18 protein-coding genes and 1 pseudogene are annotated in these 21,615 nt (G+C 65.9%); 13 read left to right on the forward strand and 6 right to left on the reverse strand.

All coding sequences use genetic code 11. The features are described from left to right. Window positions 1–3: 3 nt before the first annotated feature. Together paaZ and ABLE92_RS10390 are read right to left on the reverse strand one after the other, a co-directional pair. Complete coding sequence (gene paaZ / locus ABLE92_RS10385) at window positions 4–2,040, reverse strand: phenylacetic acid degradation bifunctional protein PaaZ (protein ID WP_348804679.1); 2,037 nt, start codon at window positions 2,038–2,040, stop codon at window positions 4–6. A gap of 79 nt (window positions 2,041–2,119) precedes the next feature. Then, complete coding sequence (locus tag ABLE92_RS10390; protein WP_348804881.1) at window positions 2,120–2,737, reverse strand: TetR/AcrR family transcriptional regulator; 618 nt, start codon at window positions 2,735–2,737, stop codon at window positions 2,120–2,122. Window positions 2,738–2,878: 141 nt separating this feature from the next. Between ABLE92_RS10390 and ABLE92_RS10395 the strand changes: the two genes are divergently transcribed. From ABLE92_RS10395 to ABLE92_RS10445, 11 genes and pseudogenes are all read left to right on the forward strand, one after another. Beyond that, window positions 2,879–3,649, forward strand: a complete 771-nt coding sequence (locus ABLE92_RS10395) for an enoyl-CoA hydratase/isomerase family protein (protein WP_348804680.1) — start codon at window positions 2,879–2,881, stop codon at window positions 3,647–3,649. After that, a complete protein-coding gene (locus ABLE92_RS10400; RefSeq protein ID WP_348804681.1) occupies window positions 3,646–4,506 on the forward strand; it encodes a 3-hydroxyacyl-CoA dehydrogenase family protein in 861 nt (286 codons plus the stop codon). Before ABLE92_RS10395 ends, ABLE92_RS10400 begins: the two co-directional genes overlap by 4 nt. A gap of 6 nt (window positions 4,507–4,512) precedes the next feature. Continuing rightward, window positions 4,513–5,292 carry an enoyl-CoA hydratase/isomerase family protein gene (locus ABLE92_RS10405; RefSeq protein ID WP_348804682.1) on the forward strand — a complete coding sequence of 260 codons (780 nt, stop codon included), beginning with the start codon at window positions 4,513–4,515 and terminating at the stop codon, window positions 5,290–5,292. A gap of 58 nt (window positions 5,293–5,350) precedes the next feature. After that, on the forward strand, window positions 5,351–6,301 hold the full coding sequence (gene paaA, locus ABLE92_RS10410; protein WP_348804683.1) for a 1,2-phenylacetyl-CoA epoxidase subunit PaaA: 951 nt from the start codon (window positions 5,351–5,353) through the stop codon (window positions 6,299–6,301). After that, window positions 6,298–6,591 carry a 1,2-phenylacetyl-CoA epoxidase subunit PaaB gene (paaB, locus tag ABLE92_RS10415; protein ID WP_348804684.1) on the forward strand — a complete coding sequence of 98 codons (294 nt, stop codon included), beginning with the start codon at window positions 6,298–6,300 and terminating at the stop codon, window positions 6,589–6,591. Before paaA ends, paaB begins: the two co-directional genes overlap by 4 nt. A 26-nt stretch (window positions 6,592–6,617) precedes the next feature. Continuing rightward, window positions 6,618–7,535, forward strand: a complete 918-nt coding sequence (paaC, locus tag ABLE92_RS10420) for a 1,2-phenylacetyl-CoA epoxidase subunit PaaC (RefSeq protein WP_348804685.1) — start codon at window positions 6,618–6,620, stop codon at window positions 7,533–7,535. 1 nt (window position 7,536) lies between these two features. After that, window positions 7,537–8,046, forward strand: coding sequence for a 1,2-phenylacetyl-CoA epoxidase subunit PaaD (gene paaD / locus ABLE92_RS10425; protein WP_348804686.1), 510 nt, complete (start codon window positions 7,537–7,539; stop codon window positions 8,044–8,046). Between the two features lies 1 nt (window position 8,047). Then, window positions 8,048–9,151, forward strand: coding sequence for a 1,2-phenylacetyl-CoA epoxidase subunit PaaE (paaE, locus tag ABLE92_RS10430; protein ID WP_348804687.1), 1,104 nt, complete (start codon window positions 8,048–8,050; stop codon window positions 9,149–9,151). Window positions 9,152–9,185: 34 nt separating this feature from the next. Further along, a pseudogene (gene paaK / locus ABLE92_RS10435) lies at window positions 9,186–10,497 on the forward strand (phenylacetate--CoA ligase PaaK). Between the two features lie 18 nt (window positions 10,498–10,515). Continuing rightward, window positions 10,516–11,457, forward strand: coding sequence for an AraC-like ligand-binding domain-containing protein (locus ABLE92_RS10440; RefSeq protein WP_348804688.1), 942 nt, complete (start codon window positions 10,516–10,518; stop codon window positions 11,455–11,457). A 435-nt stretch (window positions 11,458–11,892) separates the two neighbouring features. Continuing rightward, the gene (locus ABLE92_RS10445) at window positions 11,893–14,172 is read left to right on the forward strand and encodes an HNH endonuclease signature motif containing protein (RefSeq protein WP_348804689.1); all 2,280 of its coding nucleotides are present in this window, start codon (window positions 11,893–11,895) and stop codon (window positions 14,170–14,172) included. Between the two features lie 282 nt (window positions 14,173–14,454). Here the strand turns inward: ABLE92_RS10445 and ABLE92_RS10450 are convergent, their stop codons facing one another. Then, entirely contained in the window at window positions 14,455–15,567 is a 1,113-nt protein-coding gene (locus ABLE92_RS10450; RefSeq protein ID WP_348804690.1) for an NDMA-dependent alcohol dehydrogenase, read from the reverse strand. Between the two features lie 49 nt (window positions 15,568–15,616). Continuing rightward, window positions 15,617–17,104, reverse strand: coding sequence for a phenylacetaldehyde dehydrogenase StyD (gene styD / locus ABLE92_RS10455; protein WP_348804691.1), 1,488 nt, complete (start codon window positions 17,102–17,104; stop codon window positions 15,617–15,619). Window positions 17,105–17,400: 296 nt separating this feature from the next. Here styD and ABLE92_RS10460 point away from each other — a divergent pair, with 296 nt between their 5' ends. Further along, window positions 17,401–18,399 (forward strand): alpha/beta hydrolase, encoded by a 999-nt coding sequence (locus ABLE92_RS10460; protein ID WP_348804882.1) that lies wholly within the window; start codon window positions 17,401–17,403, stop codon window positions 18,397–18,399. Window positions 18,400–18,458: 59 nt separating this feature from the next. On the opposite strand, the gene ABLE92_RS10465 is transcribed toward ABLE92_RS10460, so the two are convergent. After that, window positions 18,459–18,605: a DUF1059 domain-containing protein gene (locus ABLE92_RS10465; RefSeq protein WP_348804692.1), complete on the reverse strand. Its 147-nt coding sequence runs from the start codon at window positions 18,603–18,605 to the stop codon at window positions 18,459–18,461. Further along, window positions 18,602–19,252 (reverse strand): cholesterol catabolism transcriptional regulator KstR, encoded by a 651-nt coding sequence (gene kstR / locus ABLE92_RS10470; protein WP_348804693.1) that lies wholly within the window; start codon window positions 19,250–19,252, stop codon window positions 18,602–18,604. The genes ABLE92_RS10465 and kstR overlap by 4 nt, the downstream gene beginning before the upstream one ends. A gap of 128 nt (window positions 19,253–19,380) precedes the next feature. Between kstR and ABLE92_RS10475 the strand changes: the two genes are divergently transcribed. Beyond that, a complete protein-coding gene (locus tag ABLE92_RS10475) occupies window positions 19,381–21,570 on the forward strand; it encodes an acyl-CoA dehydrogenase family protein (RefSeq protein ID WP_348804694.1) in 2,190 nt (729 codons plus the stop codon). Window positions 21,571–21,615 lie beyond the last annotated feature (45 nt).

Genomic DNA, 21,615 nt, shown 5'->3' on the forward strand with positions numbered 1-21,615 from the left:
GGCTCAGTCCTGGCCCTTGGCGACCAGGGTGAGTACGTCATAGGTCGCCACCGGGGCGCCGTCGGCGTTGGTGACGACGGCATCCCAGCGCACCTCACCGTAATCGGCGCTCTGGCGTGGCGTGATCTGTTTGGCGGTCAAGGTGACGGTCAGGCTGTCGTCGGCCTTCACCGGCGTGAGAAACCGCAGACCGTCGACCCCGAAGTTCGCCAGGACTGGACCCGGAGCCGGGTCGACGAACAGTCCGGCCGCCAGAGATACCACCAGGTACCCGTGGGCGACGATCCCGCCGAACAGGGGATTGGCCGCGGCCGCAACCGGATCGGTGTGGGCGTAGAATGTGTCGCCGGTGAACTCGGCGAAGTGGTCGATGTCGGCGCGCGTGACGGTGCGTGGACCGCCGACGATGGTGTCGCCGATCTGCAACTGTGACAGGTCCTTCCGGAAAGGATGCACGTCACTTTCCCGGCGATCGGCACCGCTGACCCAGCGACGCCCCACGGCGGTCAGCACATTCGGCGTCCCCTGAACGGCGGTGCGCTGCATATGGTGGAGCACTCCGCGGATACCGCCGAGTTCCTCACCACCACCGGCACGCCCGGGACCACCATGAACGAGGACCGGCAACGGCGAACCGTGACCGGTGGATTCGGCGGCATCCTCGGAGTTGAGCACCAGCACGCGCCCGTGGAACGGGGCCAGTCCTCGGACCACCTCGCCGGCGAGGTCGGAATCCGTGGTGACCAGCGACGCCACCAGACTGCCCTGCCCGCGCGCCGCCAACGCCACGGCGTCGGGACAGTCGCGATACCCGATGACGGTGGCCACCGGCCCGAAGGCCTCGATGTCGTGTGGTTCGGGTGCAGTGGAATCGTTGGCCCGCAACAACAGTGGTGACAGGAAGGCGCCCTTGCCGGGATCTGCGTCGATCACGTCGACATGATCGGGATCGCCGAAGACGATGTCGGCGGATTTCGTCAGTCCGCGAACGGCCTTGAGTACCTCGTCGCGTTGTTCGATGCCCGCCAGCGCGCCCATCCGGACGTCGGGATTGCTCGGATTGCCGACGCGGACCTCAGTGAGGCGCGCAGATGCCGCCTCGATCACCGCGTCGACGAGTGCTTCGGGAACCAGGGCGCGGCGGATCGCGGTGCACTTCTGGCCGGCCTTCACGGTCATCTCGGTGACGAGTTGCTTGATGTAGAGCTCGAATTCGGGATCGTCGACACCGATGTCGGTGCCGAGAATCGAGGCGTTGAGCGAGTCGGCCTCGGCGGTGAAGTGCAGGCCCGACGAGACGACCGTCGGATGCGCGCGCAGCAGGGCCGCGGTGTCGGCGGACCCGGTGAATGCCACCGAATCCTGGCCGTCGAGATGATCGAGCAGATCGCGTGCGCTCCCGCAGAGCAACTGCACCGATCCCTCGGGAAGGATTCCGCTTTCGACGATCCGACGGAACACGAGTTCGGTGAGGTATGCGGTGGCGCTGGCCGGCTTGATGATCGACGGCACGCCGGCGATGAATGCGGGCGCCAGTTTCTCCAGGAATCCCCAGACCGGGAAGTTGAAGGCGTTGATCTGCACCGCAACTCCGCGCCGAGAGGTGTAAATATGCTGCCCGGCGAAGGTACCCTTCTTGCCCAGCGGTTCCACGGCTCCGTCGAGATACACGGTGTCGTTGGGGAGTTCGCGACGCGCCTTGCTCGCATAGCTGAGGACCGTGCCGAATCCGCCGTCGATGTCGACGGCCGAGTCGCGATCGGTGGCTCCGGTTCGCCGGGAGAGTTCGTAGAACTCGTCCTTCCCGGCCATCAGGGTCAGCGCGAGCTGCTTGAGCAGCGCGGCGCGTTCGTGAAAGGTCAGTGCCGCCAGCGCCGGCCCGCCGACGGTTCGTGCGTAGTCCACCATCCCGGCCAGATCCAGGCCGGTCGAGCTGATCCGCGCGACCTCCGATCCGTCAACCGCGTCGGGCAACGCGGTGCCCTCGTCTGGTGCGGTGTACCACCGTCCCTGTGCGTAGCTGTCCAACATCCGGCTCACAGTCAACTCCCTCTACCGTCCATTCGGTCGGTAATTACCATCGCTGGGACCAAGGTCCCATGTCAAGAGGGAGGTCGCGTCAGGTGCGGGGACGACGCAATCCGTCAAAGGTCATCGCGACGACGGCGTCGGCGAGATCGTCGGCACTGATGCCGACGCGGGGGCGGTACCACTCGATCAGAGAATTGACGGTGCCGAAGAGCAATCGCGCGACCAATGCCGGGTCGACCTCGGGGGAGACGTCGCCCTCCTCCGCGGCCGCGATCACCAGGTTGCCGACGAACTCGTCGAACTCCCGCCGACGGGCAAGTGCACGTCTCTCCACGGCACTGTTTCCGCGTACCCGCAGCAGCAGGGTCACGTAGGGAAGCTCCGCAGCCAGGATCTCCACACTCCGTCTGACCAGGTATTCGAGGCGCTCGATGGACCTTCCCTCGGTGGCGCCCGTCTCGGTGGTCGCCGCGAACAGGGCATTGAGAGCACGCCCGAGGGCCAGCTCGAGGAGTTCCTGCTTGCCCGACACGTGGTGATAGATCGAGGACTTGCTGATGCCCAGCCGGTCGGCGAGCACATCCATGCTGGTGCCGTCGTAACCCTTCTCATTGAAGACCTTGACCGCTACGGCGAGCAGCGAGTCGAGGTCGTAGCCGGGGCGGCCCGGGCGGCCGGTGCGTTTCGCGGGTTTCGCGGGCTTCACCGTGGTCACCTGTTCATCAGTCACATGCTCATCATGGCAAACGCCGATGCGAGAGTCGGTAGGTATTTCGACTCAGGGGTTGCCAGCCGACCAAACAGTCGGTTATTACTAGAAGAGTCCACAGTGTGAGGAGGCTCGGAGATGTCCAGTGGTGTTGCCGAGGGCACAGCGGTGCCGGAGCTCGACGACCTGGCGCACGTCCTGATCGTCGACGGCGGTGATCGCTATGTGGTGACGCTGAACCGCCCGGACCAGCGCAACGCCATCACCGGCGAGATGATCGCGGAACTGCACCGGGTGTGCGCCGCCGTCGAACAGGCACCGAAGCCGGTCATCCTCACCGGAGCGGGTGGCACCTTCGCCGGCGGCGCCGACATCGCCCAACTCGCGCGGCGCACCCGCGACGATGCCCTTGCCGGCATCAACCGGACCCTCTTCGACCGGGTGGCGGCCCTGCCGCTGCCGACGGTCGCCGCGGTGCGTGGCTATGCGCTCGGCGGGGGAGCGGAGCTCACCTACGCGTGTGACATCCGGATTGCAGCGCCGGACGCGGTGTTCGGCAACCCGGAACCCGCACTGGGCATTCTCGCCGCAGCCGGCGCGAGCTACCGGCTGCCGCAGCTGGTGGGTACCTCGGTCGCCAAGCAGGTTCTGCTCGGCGGAGCGCGACTCGATGCCGGCACGGCCCTGCGTCACGGCCTGGTGATGGACATCTCCAACGACCCGCTCGTCGCCGCCCACGCCGTCGTCGATCGTGTGGTCACGCAATCGGCGTTGGCGCTGCGGCTGTCGAAAAAGGTCATCGACGCCCCGGGACATCACCCGTGGGCCGACGACATCGTGCAGGCCGTGCTCTTCGAGAGCGCCGACAAGGCCCAGCGGATGAGTGCATTTCTGGAGAGGAAGTCATGAGCAGCAATCAGGTTCCGGCTCGCGTGGGCGTCGTCGGCGGTGGTCGCATGGGTGCCGGCATCGCGCAGGTCTTCGCCGAACGCGGGGCCACGGTCACCATCGCCGAGACCGTCGATCAACAGGCCGCGTATCAGCGTGTCGATACCGGACTTCGACGCGCCGCCGAACGCGGCAAGCTGGACGGCCAACAAGCCGACGCCGTGCTCGCGCAGGTGAGCACCGTCGGAGCACCGGACAAACTCCCCGCCGATCTCGACCTCGTCGTCGAGGCGGTGCCGGAGAACACCGCGCTCAAACTCGATGTTTTCACCCAACTTGCGAAGACGCTCGACGCCGACACGATCATCGCATCCAACACCAGCTCACTGTCGATCACCGAACTCGGTGCGGCACTGCCCGATCCGACCCGGTTCGTTGGCATGCACTTCTTCAACCCGGTGCCCGTCTCGGAACTGGTCGAGATCGTGCGCGCGCCGCAGACCGCCACCGCGACCGTCGACGCAGTCGTCGGGTGGGCGCAGGCGCTGCGCAAGACCGCGATCGTCGTCAACGACTCACCCGGCTTCGCCACCAGCCGTCTCGGCGTGCACCTGGGCCTGGAGGCCATCCGCATGCTGGAGGAGGGCGTCGCCGACGCCGAATCCATCGATCGGGCCATGGAACTGGGCTATCGACATCCGATGGGCCCGCTGCGCTCCACCGACCTGGTGGGTCTCGACGTACGCCTGGCCGTCGCCGAACACCTCACCGCGACTTTGGGTCCGCGTTTCGAACCGCCACAGTTGCTGCGCGACAAGGTTGCTCGCGGCGAACTCGGACGCAAGAGCGGCCGCGGATTCTACGACTGGAAAGGCTGAGAGAAGATGACCACCACCCTCGAGATCGCCGACGGGCTCGCCACCATCACCCTGGCCCGCGCGAAAGCCCACAATGCGCTCGACGTCGACACCAAGGTCGCACTGCTCCAGGCGATCGACAAGGTCGCCGGCGACCGCAGCGTCCGTGCGGTGCTGCTCACGGCCGACGGCAAGAACTTCTGCGTCGGACAGGATCTCGGCGATCACGTCGCCGAACTGAAGAAATCACCCGAACACGCGATGGACACCGTCGCCGAACACTACAACCCGGTGATTCGCGCGTTGGCGGCCATCGACGTCCCCGTCGTCGCGGCCATCCGCGGAGCGTGTGTCGGCGCCGGACTCGGCATAGCGCTGACCGCCGACATCCGGATCGCCTCGCAGAACGCGACCTTCGCGACCGCCTTCGCCGGCATCGGGCTGGCCAGCGACTCCGGGCTGTCGCATCACCTCGTGTCGATGCTCGGTGCGAGCCGGGCGATGGGACTGCTGATGCTCGGCGACCGCGTCGATGCCGTACAGGCCGCCGACTGGGGACTCGTGCACCGCGTCGTCGACGACGCCGAATTCGACACGGCAGTGGACAAACTGGCGTTGCGTCTCGCGACCGGACCCACCGAGGCGTACCGCCGGATCAAGACACTCGTCGGCGCCTCCGCCGACGGCCTCGATGCGGCACTGGACCGCGAACTCGACGCCCAACGACACCTCGGGGCCACCGCCGACCACGCGGCCGCCTTGCAGGCATTCCTGAACAAGAACAAGCCGCGCTTCGCCGGCCGCTAAGCGGTTTGAGACACGCACGGCGCACGGCGACACAGCCCCCGACGACAAGGCAAGTGAGATGAGCAGCCCCACCATCGACACCACCGACCTGCAGGAGTGGTTCGACGCGACGATCGCCGACGAGGCGCGCATCGAACCACGCGACTGGATGCCCGACGGCTACCGCAAGACGCTGATCCGCCAGATCGCCCAGCACGCACACTCCGAGATCATCGGCATGCAGCCCGAGGGTAACTGGTTGACCCGCGCACCCTCGTTGCGGCGCAAGGCGATTCTGATGGCCAAGGTGCAGGACGAGGCCGGTCACGGTCTCTACCTGTACTCCGCCGCGGAGACGCTCGGTGCCGATCGTGACGACCTCACGGAGAAGCTCATCTCCGGCAAGCAGAAGTACTCGTCGATCTTCAACTACCCCACGGTGACCTACGCCGACGTCGGCACCATCGGCTGGCTTGTCGACGGAGCCGCCATCTGCAACCAGGTTCCGCTGTGCCGCAGCTCCTTCGGGCCGTACGCCCGGGCGATGATCCGGGTATGCAAGGAGGAGTCGTTCCATCAGCGGCAGGGTTACGAACTGCTCACCACCATGATGTCGGGCACCGAGGACCAACGCGCCATGGTCCAGGAATCGGTCGACCGGTTCTGGTGGCCGGCGCTGATGATGTTCGGACCGCCCGACGACCAATCGCCCAACACCGAACAATCGATGGCCTGGGGCATCAAACGCAACACCAATGATGACCTGCGACAGAAGTTCGTGGACATGAGTGTGCCGCAGGCGCAAGCACTCGGCGTCACCTTCCCCGACCCCGACCTCGCATGGAATCCCGATCGCGGACACTACGACTTCGGCGAACCCGATTGGAGCGAGTTCGCCGAGGTCGTCAAGGGTAACGGCGCCACCAATTCCCAACGCATCGCGGTGCGCCGCAACGCCCACGAGGATGGAGCGTGGGTCCGCGACGCCGCCACCGCCTTCGCCGTGCGAGAACAGGAGAATCACCGATGAGCCAGATCAAGGCGCAATGGCCGCTGTACGAGGTGTTCGTGCGCGGCAAGCGCGGACTCAACCACGTCCACGTCGGCTCTCTGCACGCTGCCGACGACGAGATGGCCTTGCGGCATGCCCGGGACGTGTACACCCGTCGCAACGAGGGAGTCAGCATCTGGGTGGTGCGCTCGAGCGACATCGTTGCCACCAGCCCGTCGGAGAAGGACCCGTTCTTCGCCCCCAGCGGCGACAAGGTATACCGCCATCCCACGTTCTACGAGATCCCCGACAACGTCCCCCACATGTGAGTGACGGCGAGGAGACGGACAGAAACATGACAGACCACGACAACGCCTATCAGGGACTCGTCGACGAGGACTCGCACGGACAATGGGCCTTCGGCACCAGCTTCGACGACCCGCTCGCCGGTGTCGACACCACGGTCCCCGACGACGTCGACCGCCATGCGCTCGCGACCTACTGCCTGATGCTGGGCGACGATGCGCTGATCAGTGCGCACCGCCTCGCCCAATGGTGCACGCATGCACCCGAACTCGAAGAGGAAGTGGCGCTGGCCAACATCGGTCTCGATCTGCTCGGCGCCGCGCGGCTGCTGCTGGCCCGTGCGGCTGCCGCCAATCCCACGGTGGTGCCTCACATTTCGGACACCACACCGGTTCCGGACGAGGATGCTCTCGCGTTCTTCCGGGACGAGCAAGACTTCCGCAACGTACACCTCACCGAGGTCGACAACGGCGACTTCGCGGTCTCGATGGTCCGGCTCCTGGTCTTCGCCACCTGGCGGCTCGCCATTGTGGATCGGTTGCGGACCTCCCGTGACCCCGTCCTGGCCGCGGTGGCCGACAAGGGCGTCAAGGAACTGACCTACCATCGCGACTACGCGGCTCGTTGGATCGTCACACTCGGTTGTGGCACTAACGAATCCAAACGACGACTGGTCGGCGCCCTGGCCCAGATCAGGCCCTACGTCGACGAGCTCTTCGTCCCCACCGCCGAGGAGATCGCTCTCGCCGCGGCCGGTGTCGGCGTCGATCCCGCCACCGTGCGAGGTGAATTCGACGAGGTCATCGGACAGGTGTTGCGCGCCGCGGAGGTGCAGACACCCGAGGTGGGCCGAATCGGTCGGGTCGGCGGACGGGCCGGCCGCGACGGGCTGCACACCGAGCAGATGGGCTACATCCTCGCCGAGATGCAGAGCGTGGCACGGCGACATCCGGAAGGGGTGTGGTGAGATGACCGCCGTCGCAACACAATCACCGCGAGCGATCGTCGCCGACGTGCTCGATCCGGAGATGCCCATGGTCACCCTCGACGATCTCGGCATCATTCGTGACGTCGAGATCGACGCGACCGGTAGGGTCACGGTCACCATCACGCCCACGTACTCCGGCTGCCCCGCGATGGCCACCATCCGTGACGACATCACCTCTGCGTTGACGCGTCACGGATTCGGCGACGTCGACATCCGCACCAGTCTCACCCCGCCGTGGACCACCGACTGGATCTCGTCGGCGGGTCGAGAGAAGCTCGTCGCGGCCGGATACTCACCCCCGGCTGCGGCGCCGCGCCGGTCGGCGGGACCCATCCCGCTGACTTTGACCGCCCGTCCGCGCGCCGTCGCCTGCCCGCAATGCGGTTCCGCTCGCACACAGCTGATCTCGGAGTTCGGTGCCACCCTGTGCAAGGCGCACTACCAATGTCTGGCCTGCGCCGAGCCGTTCGACCACGTCAAGGAGATCTGACATGACGACCAGCACGACCACGGCCGTCCCGATGACCGTCCCCGCGCGCAGTAGGGGATTTCACGCCCTGACCGTCGCCGATATCGAGTCGCTGTGCGATGATGCCGTCGCCGTCCGCTTCGCCGTGCCGCCGGAACTGCACGACGAGTACGTGTTTCGTCCGGGTCAGTCGTTGACGTTGCGCCGCACCGTCGACGGTGTGGAGCACCGCCGAAGCTACTCGATCTGTGCCCCGGCGGGTACGGCGCCACGTGTCGGGGTGCGCGAGGTCAACGGTGGACTGTTCTCAAGCTGGTTGGTGAATGATGTTCGCCCCGGCGATCGCATCGAGGTCGCTCCGCCGACCGGTTCCTTTCATGCCGACCCGGATTCGGGTGGCAGACATCTGCTGATCGCGGCGGGCTCTGGTATCACTCCGATGCTGTCGATCGCGGCGTCCATGCTGGCCAACCCCGACGCCGAGGTCACCCTCATCTACGCCAACCGCAAGACACGGTCGGTGATGTTCGCCGAGGAGATCGCCGACCTGAAGGACGCTCACGGTCCGCGATTCGACATCATCCACGTGCTGTCCCGGGACCCCCGCGAGTCCGAGCTGCTCACCGGCAGGCTCGATCGCGGACGGCTCGAGGAGATCCTGACAACGGTGGTGCCCACCGCCGACATCGACCACTTCTGGCTGTGCGGCCCGCTGGGCATGGTGGAGACGGCAGAGGAGGTTCTCCGTTCGCAGGAGATCGCGAAAGACCGTATCCACCAAGAACTCTTCTACGTGGAGGCCACTCCACCACCGATGGATCGTCATCGTGAACGTGGCGCGTCAGGCCCGACCAGCGAGGTCACCCTGGTCCTTGACGGCAGGTCGGTGGCGGGCACTCTGCCGCGCGACGAGACGATCCTCGACGCCGGCGAGGACCTGCGTTCGGATCTGCCGTTCGCCTGCAAGGGCGGAGTGTGCGGGACGTGCCGTGCCAAGGTCACCTGCGGCGAGGTCGACATGCGGCGCAACTATGCACTCGACGAGTCCGAAGTGGCCGCCGGCTTCGTCCTGACCTGCCAGTCCTATCCGCTATCCGACGACGTCACCGTCGATTTCGACGCCTAGAACCCCAGCCCACCACAGAAGCATGGAGTCCACCATGACCAGCACCCTGAGCAGTCCCGCCGGCGGACCGGATACCCTCGACATCGAACACGCGAGCCGCGACCGGATCGCCGATCTGCAGTTGACCCGTTTGAAGTGGTCGTTGCAGCACGCCTACGACAACGTGCCGCACTATCGAAAGGCGTTCGACGAGAAGGGCGTTCACCCGTCTGACCTCAAGTCACTCGGCGATCTCGCCTTGTTCCCATTCACCGCGAAGACAGATCTTCGGGAGAACTATCCGTTCGGCATGTTCGCGGTGCCCCAGGATCAGGTGTCGCGGATTCACGCGTCGTCGGGAACCACCGGTCGACCCACCGTCGTCGGTTACACCACCAATGACCTCGACAACTGGGCAGATCTGGTGGCGCGCAGCCTCGCCGCAGCGGGTGTGCGGCCGTCGGACAAGGTGCACGTAGCCTACGGATACGGACTGTTCACCGGTGGCCTGGGCGCCCACTACGGCGCAGAGCGGCTGGGCTGCACCGTCATCCCCATGTCGGGTGGCATGACCGAGCGGCAAATCCAGCTGATCGAGGACTTCGCCCCGGACGCCATCATGGTCACCCCGTCGTACATGCTGACGATCGTCGACGCGATGATCGCCAAGGGTATCGATCCTGCGCAGACGTCGCTGCGCACCGGCGTGTTCGGTGCCGAACCCTGGACCGAGCAGATGCGCACCGAACGCGCAGCTGAACATGGATGCCGTCGATATCTACGGCCTGTCCGAGGTCATGGGCCCCGGGGTGGCGCAAGAGTGCGTGGAAACCAAAGACGGACTACACATCTGGGAAGATCACTTCTATCCCGAGATCATCGACCCACTCACCGGCGAGGTACTGCCCGACGGTGAGGAGGGAGAGCTGGTCTTCACCTCGCTGACCAAAGAGGCGATGCCCATCATTCGGTATCGCACCAGGGACCTGACACGCCTCTTGCCAGGGACCGCACGCACGATGCGTCGAATGGAGAAGGTGACCGGACGCACCGATGACATGATCATCCTGCGTGGGGTCAACCTGTTTCCCACCCAGATCGAGGAACTCATCCTGACGTTGCCGCCGCTGGCCCCGCAGTTCCAGTGCGTGCTCGACCGGCCCGGCCGGATGGATACCCTGACGGTGCATGTCGAGTATCGTCCCGATGTCTCCGCCGATCACCGTGAACCTGCTGCGCATTCGCTGAAGAAGCTCATCAAGGATCGGATCGGCGTTACCGTGGATGTGGCCATTGCCGAACCGGGTACCCTTCAGCGGTCGACGGGCAAGGCAAAGCGATTGGTGGACAACCGGCCGAAGGCTTGACGAGAGTGGTGTGACCCGATGACGATGTGCGACCGGCCGCTGGATTTCGAAGGATGGCGCGAGGCGATCTCGCAGGCGTTCGTCCCTCTCGATGCGACGCCACTCACTCCCGGATTCGGATCGTTCGAGGGTGGGCTGAACAGTCGCTCACTCGGTGACCTGCAATTGTCGGAGGTGCTGGGATCGTCGGCGCATGTTCGTCGATCTCCTAGCACCATTCGGCGTTCCGATCCGGGCGTGATCAAGGTCGCGTTACAGATGTCGGGCACGTCGACGGTGACCCAGTATGAACGTCAGGCCGCGCTGGGTCCCGGTGACCTGGCCGTCTACGACACCAGCGAGCGTTATGATCTCGCCCTCGCCGGCTCCTTCGACATGCTGGTGGCGGTGCTACCGCGAGATTCTTTGCGTATCAGCGATTCAGAGTTGCGTGACGCCACAGCCCGGGCGATTCCGACCACGTCGGGAGTCGGTGCGCTACTGCACCCGATGCTGATAGCCCTGCGGGCGTCGTCACCCGACGACTCCGGAACAGTGGGGCAAACCCTGGTGACCGATGCCGTGGCCGATTTGGTGAGCGCGGCGCTGCGGGCCTGTGCGCCGGATGAGTCATTGGGTGCGGGCGAAACGATCCTGCTGTCGGCGCGCTCGTATATCGACGGCCACCTCTGCGACGCAGATCTGACGCCGTCGGCCGTCGCGGCGCACCACCATGTGTCACTGCGCTACTTGCAGAAGCTGTTCGAACACGACGGACACAGTGTCGCCGGCTTCATCCGGCAGCGTCGTCTCGACCGGTGCCGGCGAGACCTCGCCGATCCCGCGCAAGCGCATCGCAGCGTCGGATCGATCTGTGCAGCAAACGGTCTCGTTGATGCCGCGCACTTCTCTCGGTTGTTCAAGAGTGCCTACGGGATGAGTCCGCGCCAGTACCGCGACGGCCACTTGTCGGTCCACTGACCTGTCCGCTGGTCGAGACCCTCATCTCGCCGGTCGAGAAACCCCGTCACGCCGGTCGCGCACCCATCCTGCAGTCGCGCACCATGATTCCGCCAGTCGAGACCCCTCACTCCCGCTGGTCGCACACCCTCATCTCGCTGGCGAAGCCCTCTATCCCGCCGATCGCGCCTCTATCCTGCAGACCGTGCCTCTATCTCGCCGCTCGCGCCTCGCCTCTGTCCTGCAGACCGAGACCCCTATTTCGTTGGTCGAGCCGGGCGGAGCGCTAGCGGAGCCCGTGTCGAGACCTCGCAAGCCGACGCCGGGAACCACACCACCCCAGACACATTCACCCATCCACACCCTGTGAATAGAAAATACTTGCGAGCGATGTAGGGAAAGGCTAGAATAGAACACACACGCCACAACGGCCTTCTCGGGGGAGGTGACATCAGCATGACAGACACCACCGACAATCTCGTGTCGCGACCACTGGCGCTGATGCACCAGATCACCGCGTTGCTCGACGAACTGGCCACCACCCCGATGACCGCCTGCTCCGACACCGAAGTCATCGAGGCAGCGAAACTCTCCGAACAGATCGCCATGCGGACTCACTTCCAAGGTGACCGGGCGATCCTGGAAATCTCGGATCGTGGTGTGCACCGCAAGGTCGGCAAAGTCAGCCTGTCAAATTTTCTGAACTTCGATCTGCGGATCGCGCAACCCACCATGCGCATCGCTCATATGAAGGCCACCGCCCGATTCCACGGACTGACCGGACAACCCGAGGAACCGAAATACCCCACCCTGTCGGCCGCCTATGAGAAGGGCCTGATCGGTCACACCCACCTGTCGGCGGCGTTGGAAGCGTTGGACAACATCCCGAACGCCGTCCCGCACGACAAGAAAGCCGCGGCCGAAGCCACCCTCGGTGAGAAAGCCACCGAACACATCCCGTCCGACATCACCAAGATGGGTGCCCGGATCCTGGCGCACCTCGACCCCGACGGGCAGTTGGTCGAGGAGAAAGAACGCCAACAGCGCCGCAACCTGTGGATCAACCAGTCCCGAGTCGATGGAATGGCCAAACTCAACGGGCACCTACCCCCCATCACCCGCGCCCTGTGGGACACCATGCTCGACGCCTGGGCCAAACCGGGAATGAACAATCTTGGAGATGCGGAATCTCCGACCGGCGCCATCGGCGACGCCGACCCCGACCAACTCGCGGCGGCGGTCAAACGTGACGACCGTTCCCAAGCGCAACGCAATCATGATGCCATGCACGTCCTGTTGGTGTCGGCGATGAAAGAAGGCGTGCTCGGCAAGACGCATCGGGGTTTGCCGGTCGCGTTGATCATCAAAACCTTCCTGCAAGATCTCCTCGCCGGCGCCGGGTATGCCACCACCGCCTCTGGTTCGACCATTCCGATTCCCGATCTTCTGAGTGCGTTGGGGGACATCAAGGATCCCAACGATCTGCAGCAGTTCCTGGCGGTGTTCTCCGACGCCATCGACCTCCCGTTGTATCTGGGGCGGTCCCGACGGTTGGCGTCGACCGAGCAGCGGATCGCGTCGTTCTCCCGCACCGGTGGCGAGGTGTGCTCGTTCCCCGGCTGCGGGCAACCCGCCTCCCACTCGGAAATGCATCACGCCAAAGAAGACTGGGCCAACGGCGGGAAAACCGACATCACCGACCTCGCCCCCGCGTGCGGGCCGCACAACCGGATGGTCGGCCCCAACCCCGGCCAGTACACCACCGGCATCTACGAGAACGGCCCCCTCGCGGGACGCTGCTGGTGGCAACTCAACGCCGCACCCGGCATGCCGGCAAACCCGAAGATCGTCAACGACCATCCCGACATCACCGCCCTGTACGAGCAGAAGCTCGACCAGATCCGCGAACAGATCCACGGCGACCACAGCGATGACACCAGCGGCACCGCCACCGATCGTGGTGCCGGCGCAACCGAACCCGACGCCACCGACGTGGTTGATGTCGAAGTAGTCGATGCCGAAACTGCTGACGTCGAAGCCGACGCCGCTGACGCTGACGCTGACGCAGGTGGTCAGGCCGAGTCGGTCGATGCGGACGCCACCATCGACGACGATGTACCGGCCGAGTCCGACGTTGACAGCGACTACGCACACGAGGACGCGGCACCGACCGTCAAGGCCGAAACCCCTTCCGACCGTGGTGTTTCGAGTGACCATCAGGCTCCGACCGCCGACTCCTCGACGATCGACAACGCAGACCGCATCGACCAGGACGACGACCACGATGCCGACATCTGCAATCAGCCCGGCCCAGCCGTCGACGAATACGACTCAGGCGCAGACCAATCCGATCCGGTTGAGCCCCGACCATCCGACCAGCGAGACGGGCCCGACGCCACCGGCGACGAGCACCCCGACAACCCTGGTGTCACCAACACCGGGAAGATCGACCTGGTCATCTTCGATGGCGACGGTGTTCCGATCACCGACGATCCCGACGACCCTGCCACTGCTGCCGGGCTGGAACGTGCCTCACGCACCCGTATCAACGTCAGTGACACGGCCACCGAAGGACGGGCACGCGAGCGCCTCATCCGTCTCGGCGGCATCCGTGCCAGCCGCGTCGACGTCGAACGTGAGCTCGAGGAACTGGCCGCCATCGGCATGAACCCACGCAACAGCCGAATCGAACGTGTCCTGGCCGCCCGGCTCCACCACCGGCTCGACACCTCCTGAACCAGCCCCGCCCACCGGTACTGACCGGGCCGCACTGCCACAGAAACGTTGTGGTGGTGGGGAGTTCCAGACTTTCCTTGCGAGGTCTCGACTCGCGGCTCGCCCGGGGGGTTCGCCACGGTTCGACCGACGGGTAGAGACTCGACCGGCGAGGTGGGCGACTCGACCAGCGGATCAAGGGCCCGGCTCGCCGGCGGTGCGGTCGAGCCGGGCCCGAGTGATGAAGGTGCGGGCCTATCCGACGGGCGACGGGTCGAGGTCGAGGACACTCGCCTCGCCGGATCAGTACATGATCACGCCACGAACGTTCTCGGCCCTGCGCATTGCCGCGTATCCGTCGTTGACCTGGTCGAGAGTGTAGGTGCGGGTGATCATCTCGTCGAGTTTGAGCTGACCCTCCATATACAGCCGCAGCAGGTGGGGGATGTCGAAGCGGATGTTGGCGTTGCCGAACCAGGCGCCCTTGAGGGTCTTTCGCATGGCGGTCAGGTCGAACAGGCTCATGGTGACGTCGGTGGCGGTGAGGTCACCGACCGAGACCTGCACGCACACACCGCCCTTGGCGACCAGACTCATGGCTGGGCCGACCAGGTCGCCGCGCGCCACGTCGACGGTGATGAGGACCTTGTCGGCGAGTTGTCCCCAGGTGATGTTCTGCAAGAGCGTCAGTGCTTCGTCGATCGTGGCCACCGCGTGCGTGGCGCCGAAGATCTTCGCCTGTTCACGCTTGAACTCGGAGGGATCGACGAGAACCACATGCCGAGCGCCGGCGAGCGAAGCCCCCTGTACTGCACCGCAACCCACTCCACCCATACCGAGCACGACAACGGTCTCACCCGCCGAGACGCCGGCGGCGTACACCGACGAGCCCCATCCGGTGGTGACGCCGCAGCCGACGAGGGCGGCCTTATCGAGGGGGATGTCCTTGGTGAGCTTCACACACGATGCCTCGTTGACCACCGTCACCGGGGCGAAAGTGCCCAGCAGACACATGAGGCCCGCGTCCTGACCGTTGACGTGGTGGCGTGCGGTTCCGTCGGAGAGCTGCACCCCGGCAAGGAGATTGGCGCCGAGATCGCAGATGCTTGACATGCCCTTGGCGCACGACGGACACCGACCGCACGCCGGGATGAAGCCCAGTGCCACGTGGTCGCCGACCTCGACGGACTTGACGCCCGGCCCGATCTCGGTGACCACGCCGGCACCTTCATGTCCACCGATGTAGGGGTACATGCCGACAGGCACGCTGCCGTCGCGTACATGCTCGTCGGAGTGACACATTCCCGACGCGGCGAGTTCCACTTTCACTTCGCCGTACTTTGGGGCGTCGAGTTCTAGTTCCTCGATCTTCCAGTCCTGACCGGGTTCCCACAGGACCGCTGCCTGAGTCTTCATGAGTGACTTCCTCTTCTGGTGATGGTTGACGGGTTGGAGAGTTGTGCTTTCACAGGACGACGGTGACGACCTTCTCCTCGGTGTTGGCGACGATGCCCGCCCACCCGAGTTCGCGGCCGACGCCGCTGGTCTTCATGCCGCCCCACGGGAGTGCCGGATCGATTGCGGCCCAACCGTTGACCCACACCGCCCCGGCGCGCACCTGCCCGGCGAGCGAGTGGGCCTGGGCCACATCTGATGTCCAGATGCTGGCCGCCAGGCCGTAGGCGGTGTCGTTGGCGATGCGGATGGCTTCGTCGGCATCGTCGAATGGGATCACCGTGCCCACGGGGCCGAAGATCTCCTCGCGGGCGATACGCATGTCGTTGGTGGCGTCGGCAAAGATGGTGGGCTGCACGAAGAATCCCTCGACTCCACCGCGCTCTCCACCGGCGACCAGTCGTGCTCCGTCGGTGCGCCCGGCCTCGATGTAGTCGAGCACCGTATCGCGTTGCTTGGCGTTGACGAGGGCGCCCATCGTGGTGGCCGGGTCCAACGGATCGCCGAGCACCTGAGCAGCGGCGGCGGCCGCGAGACCCTCGACCACCTGGTCGTAGTGCGAACGGTGTACCAGCACACGGGTTCCGGCGGCGCACACCTCGCCCTGGTTGAAGAACAGGCCCATCGCAGCGCCGTTGATCGCAGCTTCGACGTCGGCGTCGGCCAGGATGATCTGCGGTGACTTGCCACCGAGTTCGAGGGTCGTGCGTTTGAAGGTGTCGGCCGCCACCTTCAGGATGTGGCGTCCGACGCGAGGGCTGCCGGTGAAGCTGATCTTGTCGACGTCCGGGTGGGCGACGAGCGCCTCGCCGGCCACCTCACCGAGACCGGGCACCACATTGACCACACCGTCGGGCAACCCGGCCTCGATCAACAGCGATGCCAGATGCAGGATCGACAGCGGTGCGTCCTCCGGTGGCTTGACCACCAGGGTGTTGCCCGCGGCCAGTGCCGGTGCGAGTTTCCAGGCCGCGATCATGAGCGGTGTGTTCCACGGGATGATCGCGCCGATCACACCGACCGGTTCACGCACCGTGTAGGAGTGCGTGGGCCGTCCGAAGTATCCGGCGGTCGGGATCGACTGACCGGTGATCTTGTCGGCCCACCCGGCGAAGTGACGGAAGGTGCCGGCGGCGTTGGGGATGTCCAGCATGGACGGTTGGCCGATCGGCTTGCCGATGTCGAGGGCCTCGAGGCGGGCGAGGAGGTCGCCGTCGCGCTCGATGAGATCGGCGACGCGATGGAGGATCGCACCGCGAGCCGCTCCTGGCGCGGCGGCCCAGTCGCCGCTGAGCTGAGCCCGGGCGGCACGCACCGCGTCATCGATGTCCTCGGCAGATCCGGCGGCGACCTCGACCAGTGGCAGGCCGGTCGCCGGGTTGAGGTCGGTGAAGGTGGCGCCGTCTCGGCCCGGTCGCCAGGCGCCGCCGATGAGGATCTCGGTGTGCACCCCGTCGGGTAGTGCGCTGTCGACGATGGTCGTGTCCAATGCCGTCATGACCTCTCCATTTCTGTCGTGAGCCCGCCCGTTCGGCGAACGCGATGTGACTGCTGCCACAAGTCTGCGAATCGGCGAGAGCTATTACTTGCACGTCTGCGCATGAGTGGTTGACGGAACGCGCACGGTGAGGCGAGACGGTCTCGGTTATCGTCACAACTGGCTAACAACGGCAGTCTCGATTTCCGAGACCTGACCCATGCCGGATAAACTTGCCGGGATTGGGGCTGTTGTGACTAAAGGGGTTGATGGTGCGTAAGGGAATCACTCGTACGCTTGTGGCGTCGGTGACCGCGATGGTGATTGCGACGGGCACGGGACTTGGCGTCGCTGCGGCAGACCCCACGGGTACGTCACCCACCAACCCGTCGAACCCGGCGCCGATGAACGTCTCCAAGATCGAGACGCTGGTGCACGACTCCGCTCAGCAGGTCACCGCGATCGTCTACTCGGCGTCGATGAACAAGCTGATCCCGGTCACGATTCTGCGCCCCAAGGACACCAGCAAGCCCGCACCCACGCTCTATCTCCTCAACGGCGCCGGCGGTGGCGAGGATTCGGCCACCTGGGCGGCGAAGACCAGCTACACGCAGTTCTTCGCCGACAAGCATGTCAACGTCGTCACGCCGATCGGTGGCGCCTTCTCCTACTACACCGACTGGCAGCAGGACGACCCGGTACTCGGTCGCAACAAGTGGACGACCTTCCTGACCAAGGAACTGCCCCCGCTGATCGACAGGGAATTCGACACCACCGGGGAGAACTCCATCGCCGGCATCTCGATGGCCGGTACGTCGGTGCTCAACCTCGCGATCGCCGCCCCGCACCTGTACCGGTCCGTCGCGGCCTACAGCGGTTGCGCCCGAACCAGCGACCCGCTGGGCATGACCTACATCCGGATGGTCGTCGGCGACCGCGGCCGCGGCAACATCAACAACATGTGGGGCACCCCCGGCGGACCCGGCTGGGTGGCCAACGATCCCTACATCAACGCCGGCAAGCTCAAGGGCACCAAGGTCTACATGACCAGCGGATCGGGTCTGCCCGGGCCGAACGATCAGCTGAACGCACCCCTGATCGACGGAAACCCGGTCACCCTGGGCAATCAGATTCTGCTGGGTGGGGTCATCGAGGCCGCGGTCAACCAGTGCACCGTGCAGATGGCGCAGCGGATGAACGAGCTCGGCGTCGTCAACCGGGTGTCATTGCGGCCCGTCGGCACGCACTCCTGGGCCTACTGGGAGCAGGATCTGCACGACACCTGGCCGATGATCGCCGCAGATCTGGCGAAATAGGCCGCGCACCCGGTCGCGATTGGGCCGGCCAGGCGCCGCAAGTATCAGTACGCCGCAGATCAGTACGCCATGAACAGGATCTCGTTGCGCGAGTATTCGTGCCCGGGATGGTTCTCCGCCAGATGCTTACGCACGATCTCGACCAGTTCGTCTTCGTCCGCGCCGCGCAGCATGTCGCCGCAGGGGCAGGTCAGCCGCGTTTTCACGAGGCACTCACCCGATCCTTCAGGAGCAGGCGGACGGTCAGTTCGAGCCGGTTGGTGACGTCGGTCGCCGACGCGCGTCGGGTCAGCCACTGCACGAGATTCGACATCCACACATCGGCGAGCACGCGGGCGATCGCGAGATCTTCCTCGGTCGGTTCGCCCTCGTCGACGATCGCGTTGGCGAGGAGTCGATCGATGATCGAGGCGACCTGGTCGACTTCGGCGGTCGCCGACGCGTCGGCGAACATGAATGCCCGCGTCATCGCCTCGGTGAGCAGCGGGTCGCGTTGCATCGCGAAGGTGATCATGTCCAGCACGTGGCGGAGACGCTCGATGGCGTTGTCGCCGCGCAACTGTGACCGGTCGACGCGCGATTCGACGCGGGCCAACTCGCGTGCCAACGACGTCACCAGCAGGTGCACCTTGGACGGGAAGTAGCGGTAGAGGGTGCCGACGGCGACGTCGGCCTTCTCCGCGACCGTCCGCATCTGCACCGCATCGTAGCCGCCCTTGGATGCCAATGCCAGGGTGGCGTCGAGGATGCGGCGACGCCGGTCTCGCTGGGCGGCCGATCCGCTCTCGGTGGGGGAACCCGTGTCTGCGGTGCCGGATTCCGGAACCGTCACGGCATTGTCAGATGCGGCCATGTGCTCTCGGGCTTCCTCACGTCGGTGGTCGGCGGACTGATGGCGGGATGGCTACCGCGCGTACAGTACTCATGGCATATTAGAACAGGTTCTAGTTCTTGGTCACCTAATCGGCACAGAGGATTCCCGTGACACTCGCCACGTCCCCCGAACAGATCGCCGTCTGCGAGGCCATCGCGGCCTGGGCCGCGAAGGTCGGCACCACCGATATCGCCCGTGCGCACCTGGACAAACCCGACGATCAGGTGGGCGAGCTATTCGCCCAACTCGCCGACTTCGGTGTCGTGTCGGCCATTGTCCCAGAATCGCACGGCGGCTTGGGCGCGTCCTGCGCCGACGTCGCCGCGATGGTCGAACGCTGCGGCCGGTCGCTGGTACCCTGTCCGATCGCCGAGACCGTCGCGACCGCGCTCGCGCTGACCCGCGCCGACGATCCCCGCGCAGCCGCGCTGCTCGAATCCGTGATCGCGGGCGCGACGCCGGGCGTCGTTCCGGCGCGAGCGCACATCGAGGCGTTCACGGTCGGCGATGGCGAAGTCGACCTCGGCGTGGTGCCCGGCTACGTCGACGGCGCCGCAATCCTGCTTCCGGCGGTGACGGGGACGATGCCCGGTTCCTGGTGGGTCATCCCACCCGGTGTCGGGAAGCGGGTGGTGGACGTCGAGACGCCGGTCGACGGTGCCGCCCCGACCGCCCGCGTGCGCATCGGTGGCGTCGGCCCCGACGACCTGATCGACTGCGGCGGCGGCCCGGTGATCGCCGGCGTGCTGAGTGCGGCTCGCACCGCATACCAGAGCGGCGTGTGCCGGTGGGCCCTGACGACCGCGGTCGACTACGCCACGGTGCGCACTCAATTCGGTGCGCCGATCGGGTCCTTCCAGGCCGTCAAACACATCTGCGCCGACATGCTGTGTCGCACAGAGCAAGTCGAAGCGGCGGCGTGGGATCTCGCGCGCGCCGTCGACGACGCCATGGCGGCCGCACCCGACGATGCAGCCGGCGAGCGGGCCCGCGAGCAACTCGAGTTGAGCAGACTCGCCGCCGAGATCCTCGTCGCCGACCTGCCCGTCGCGGTGACCAAGGACTGCATCCAGATCCTCGGTGGCATCGGCTTCACCTTCGAACACGACGCCCACCTGTACCTGCGCTCGGCGATGGTCGCCCGCGCCCTGCTGGGACAGGGGCACCCGGCCCGCGCCGAGCTCGCCCGGCGGGGCCTGCGGGGTGACCGACGCGACTTCGAGATCGATCTGTCGGCGGTCGAGCACCGTCGTGACGAGGTTCGTGACGTGGCCGAAAAGGTCGCGGCGACAGACGAATCCGGGCAACGCCGGTTGCTGGCCGATGCCGGCTACCTCATGCCGCACTGGCCCGCCCCACACGGGATCGGTGCCGACCCGGCGTTGCAGCTGCTCATCGACGCCGAGTTCGACCGCGCCGCGGTGATCCGGCCGGATCTGGTCATCGGGGCGTGGGCCATTCCGACGATCCTCGAACACGGCACCGACGCGCAGCGCGAGCGGTTCGTGGCGCCGACGCTGCACGGGGACATCGTGTGGTGCCAGCTGTTCAGTGAACCCGAGGCCGGTTCCGACCTGGCCGCGCTGCGTACCCGGGCGACCCGGGTCGACGGGGGCTGGCGGTTGTCCGGGCAGAAGATCTGGACCTCGCAGGCCCACAACGCGCAGTGGGGGATCTGTCTGGCCCGCACCGACGCCGACGCGCCGAAACACAAGGGCATCACCTACTTTCTGGTGGATATGGCCGCCGCCGGCATCGACATCCGGCCGCTGCGCGAACTCACCGGACGGGCCAACTTCAACGAGGTCTTCCTCGACGATGTGTTCGTGCCCGACGACTGTGTGGTCGGTGAGGTCAACGGCGGATGGCGGTTGGCCCGCACGACCCTGGCGAATGAGCGTGTCGCGATGGGCGGGTCGGGTCTGGGCAAGGAGATGGATGCGCTGCTCCGGCAGATCGCGCAGATGTCCCGGCCGCTGACCGACGCCGAGATGTCCGGGCTGGGACGACTCGTCGCCGACGCCCACATCGGCCGCGTCCTCGATGCCCGGGCGGTCACGCGACGCCTGGCCGGACACGACCCGGGGGCGCTGTCGAGTGTGCGCAAGCTGATCGGCGTCGCCCATCGTCAGTCGGTGCCGGAACTCGCCGTCGACCTGCTCGGTGTCGACGCCGTCGCGGCGACTGACGCGTCGGAGCTGTTGTTGCAGAACCGGTGCCTGTCGATCGCCGGCGGAACCACCCAGATCCTGCGGACCGCGGCCGCTGAGCGGATTCTCGGACTACCCCGCTCCTGACGCTCCCGTCTGATACAACTAGAACAGGTTCTACTTTTTGAACAG

This window comes from Gordonia oleivorans (assembly GCF_040044975.1).
GTDB lineage: Bacteria > Actinomycetota > Actinomycetes > Mycobacteriales > Mycobacteriaceae > Gordonia > Gordonia oleivorans.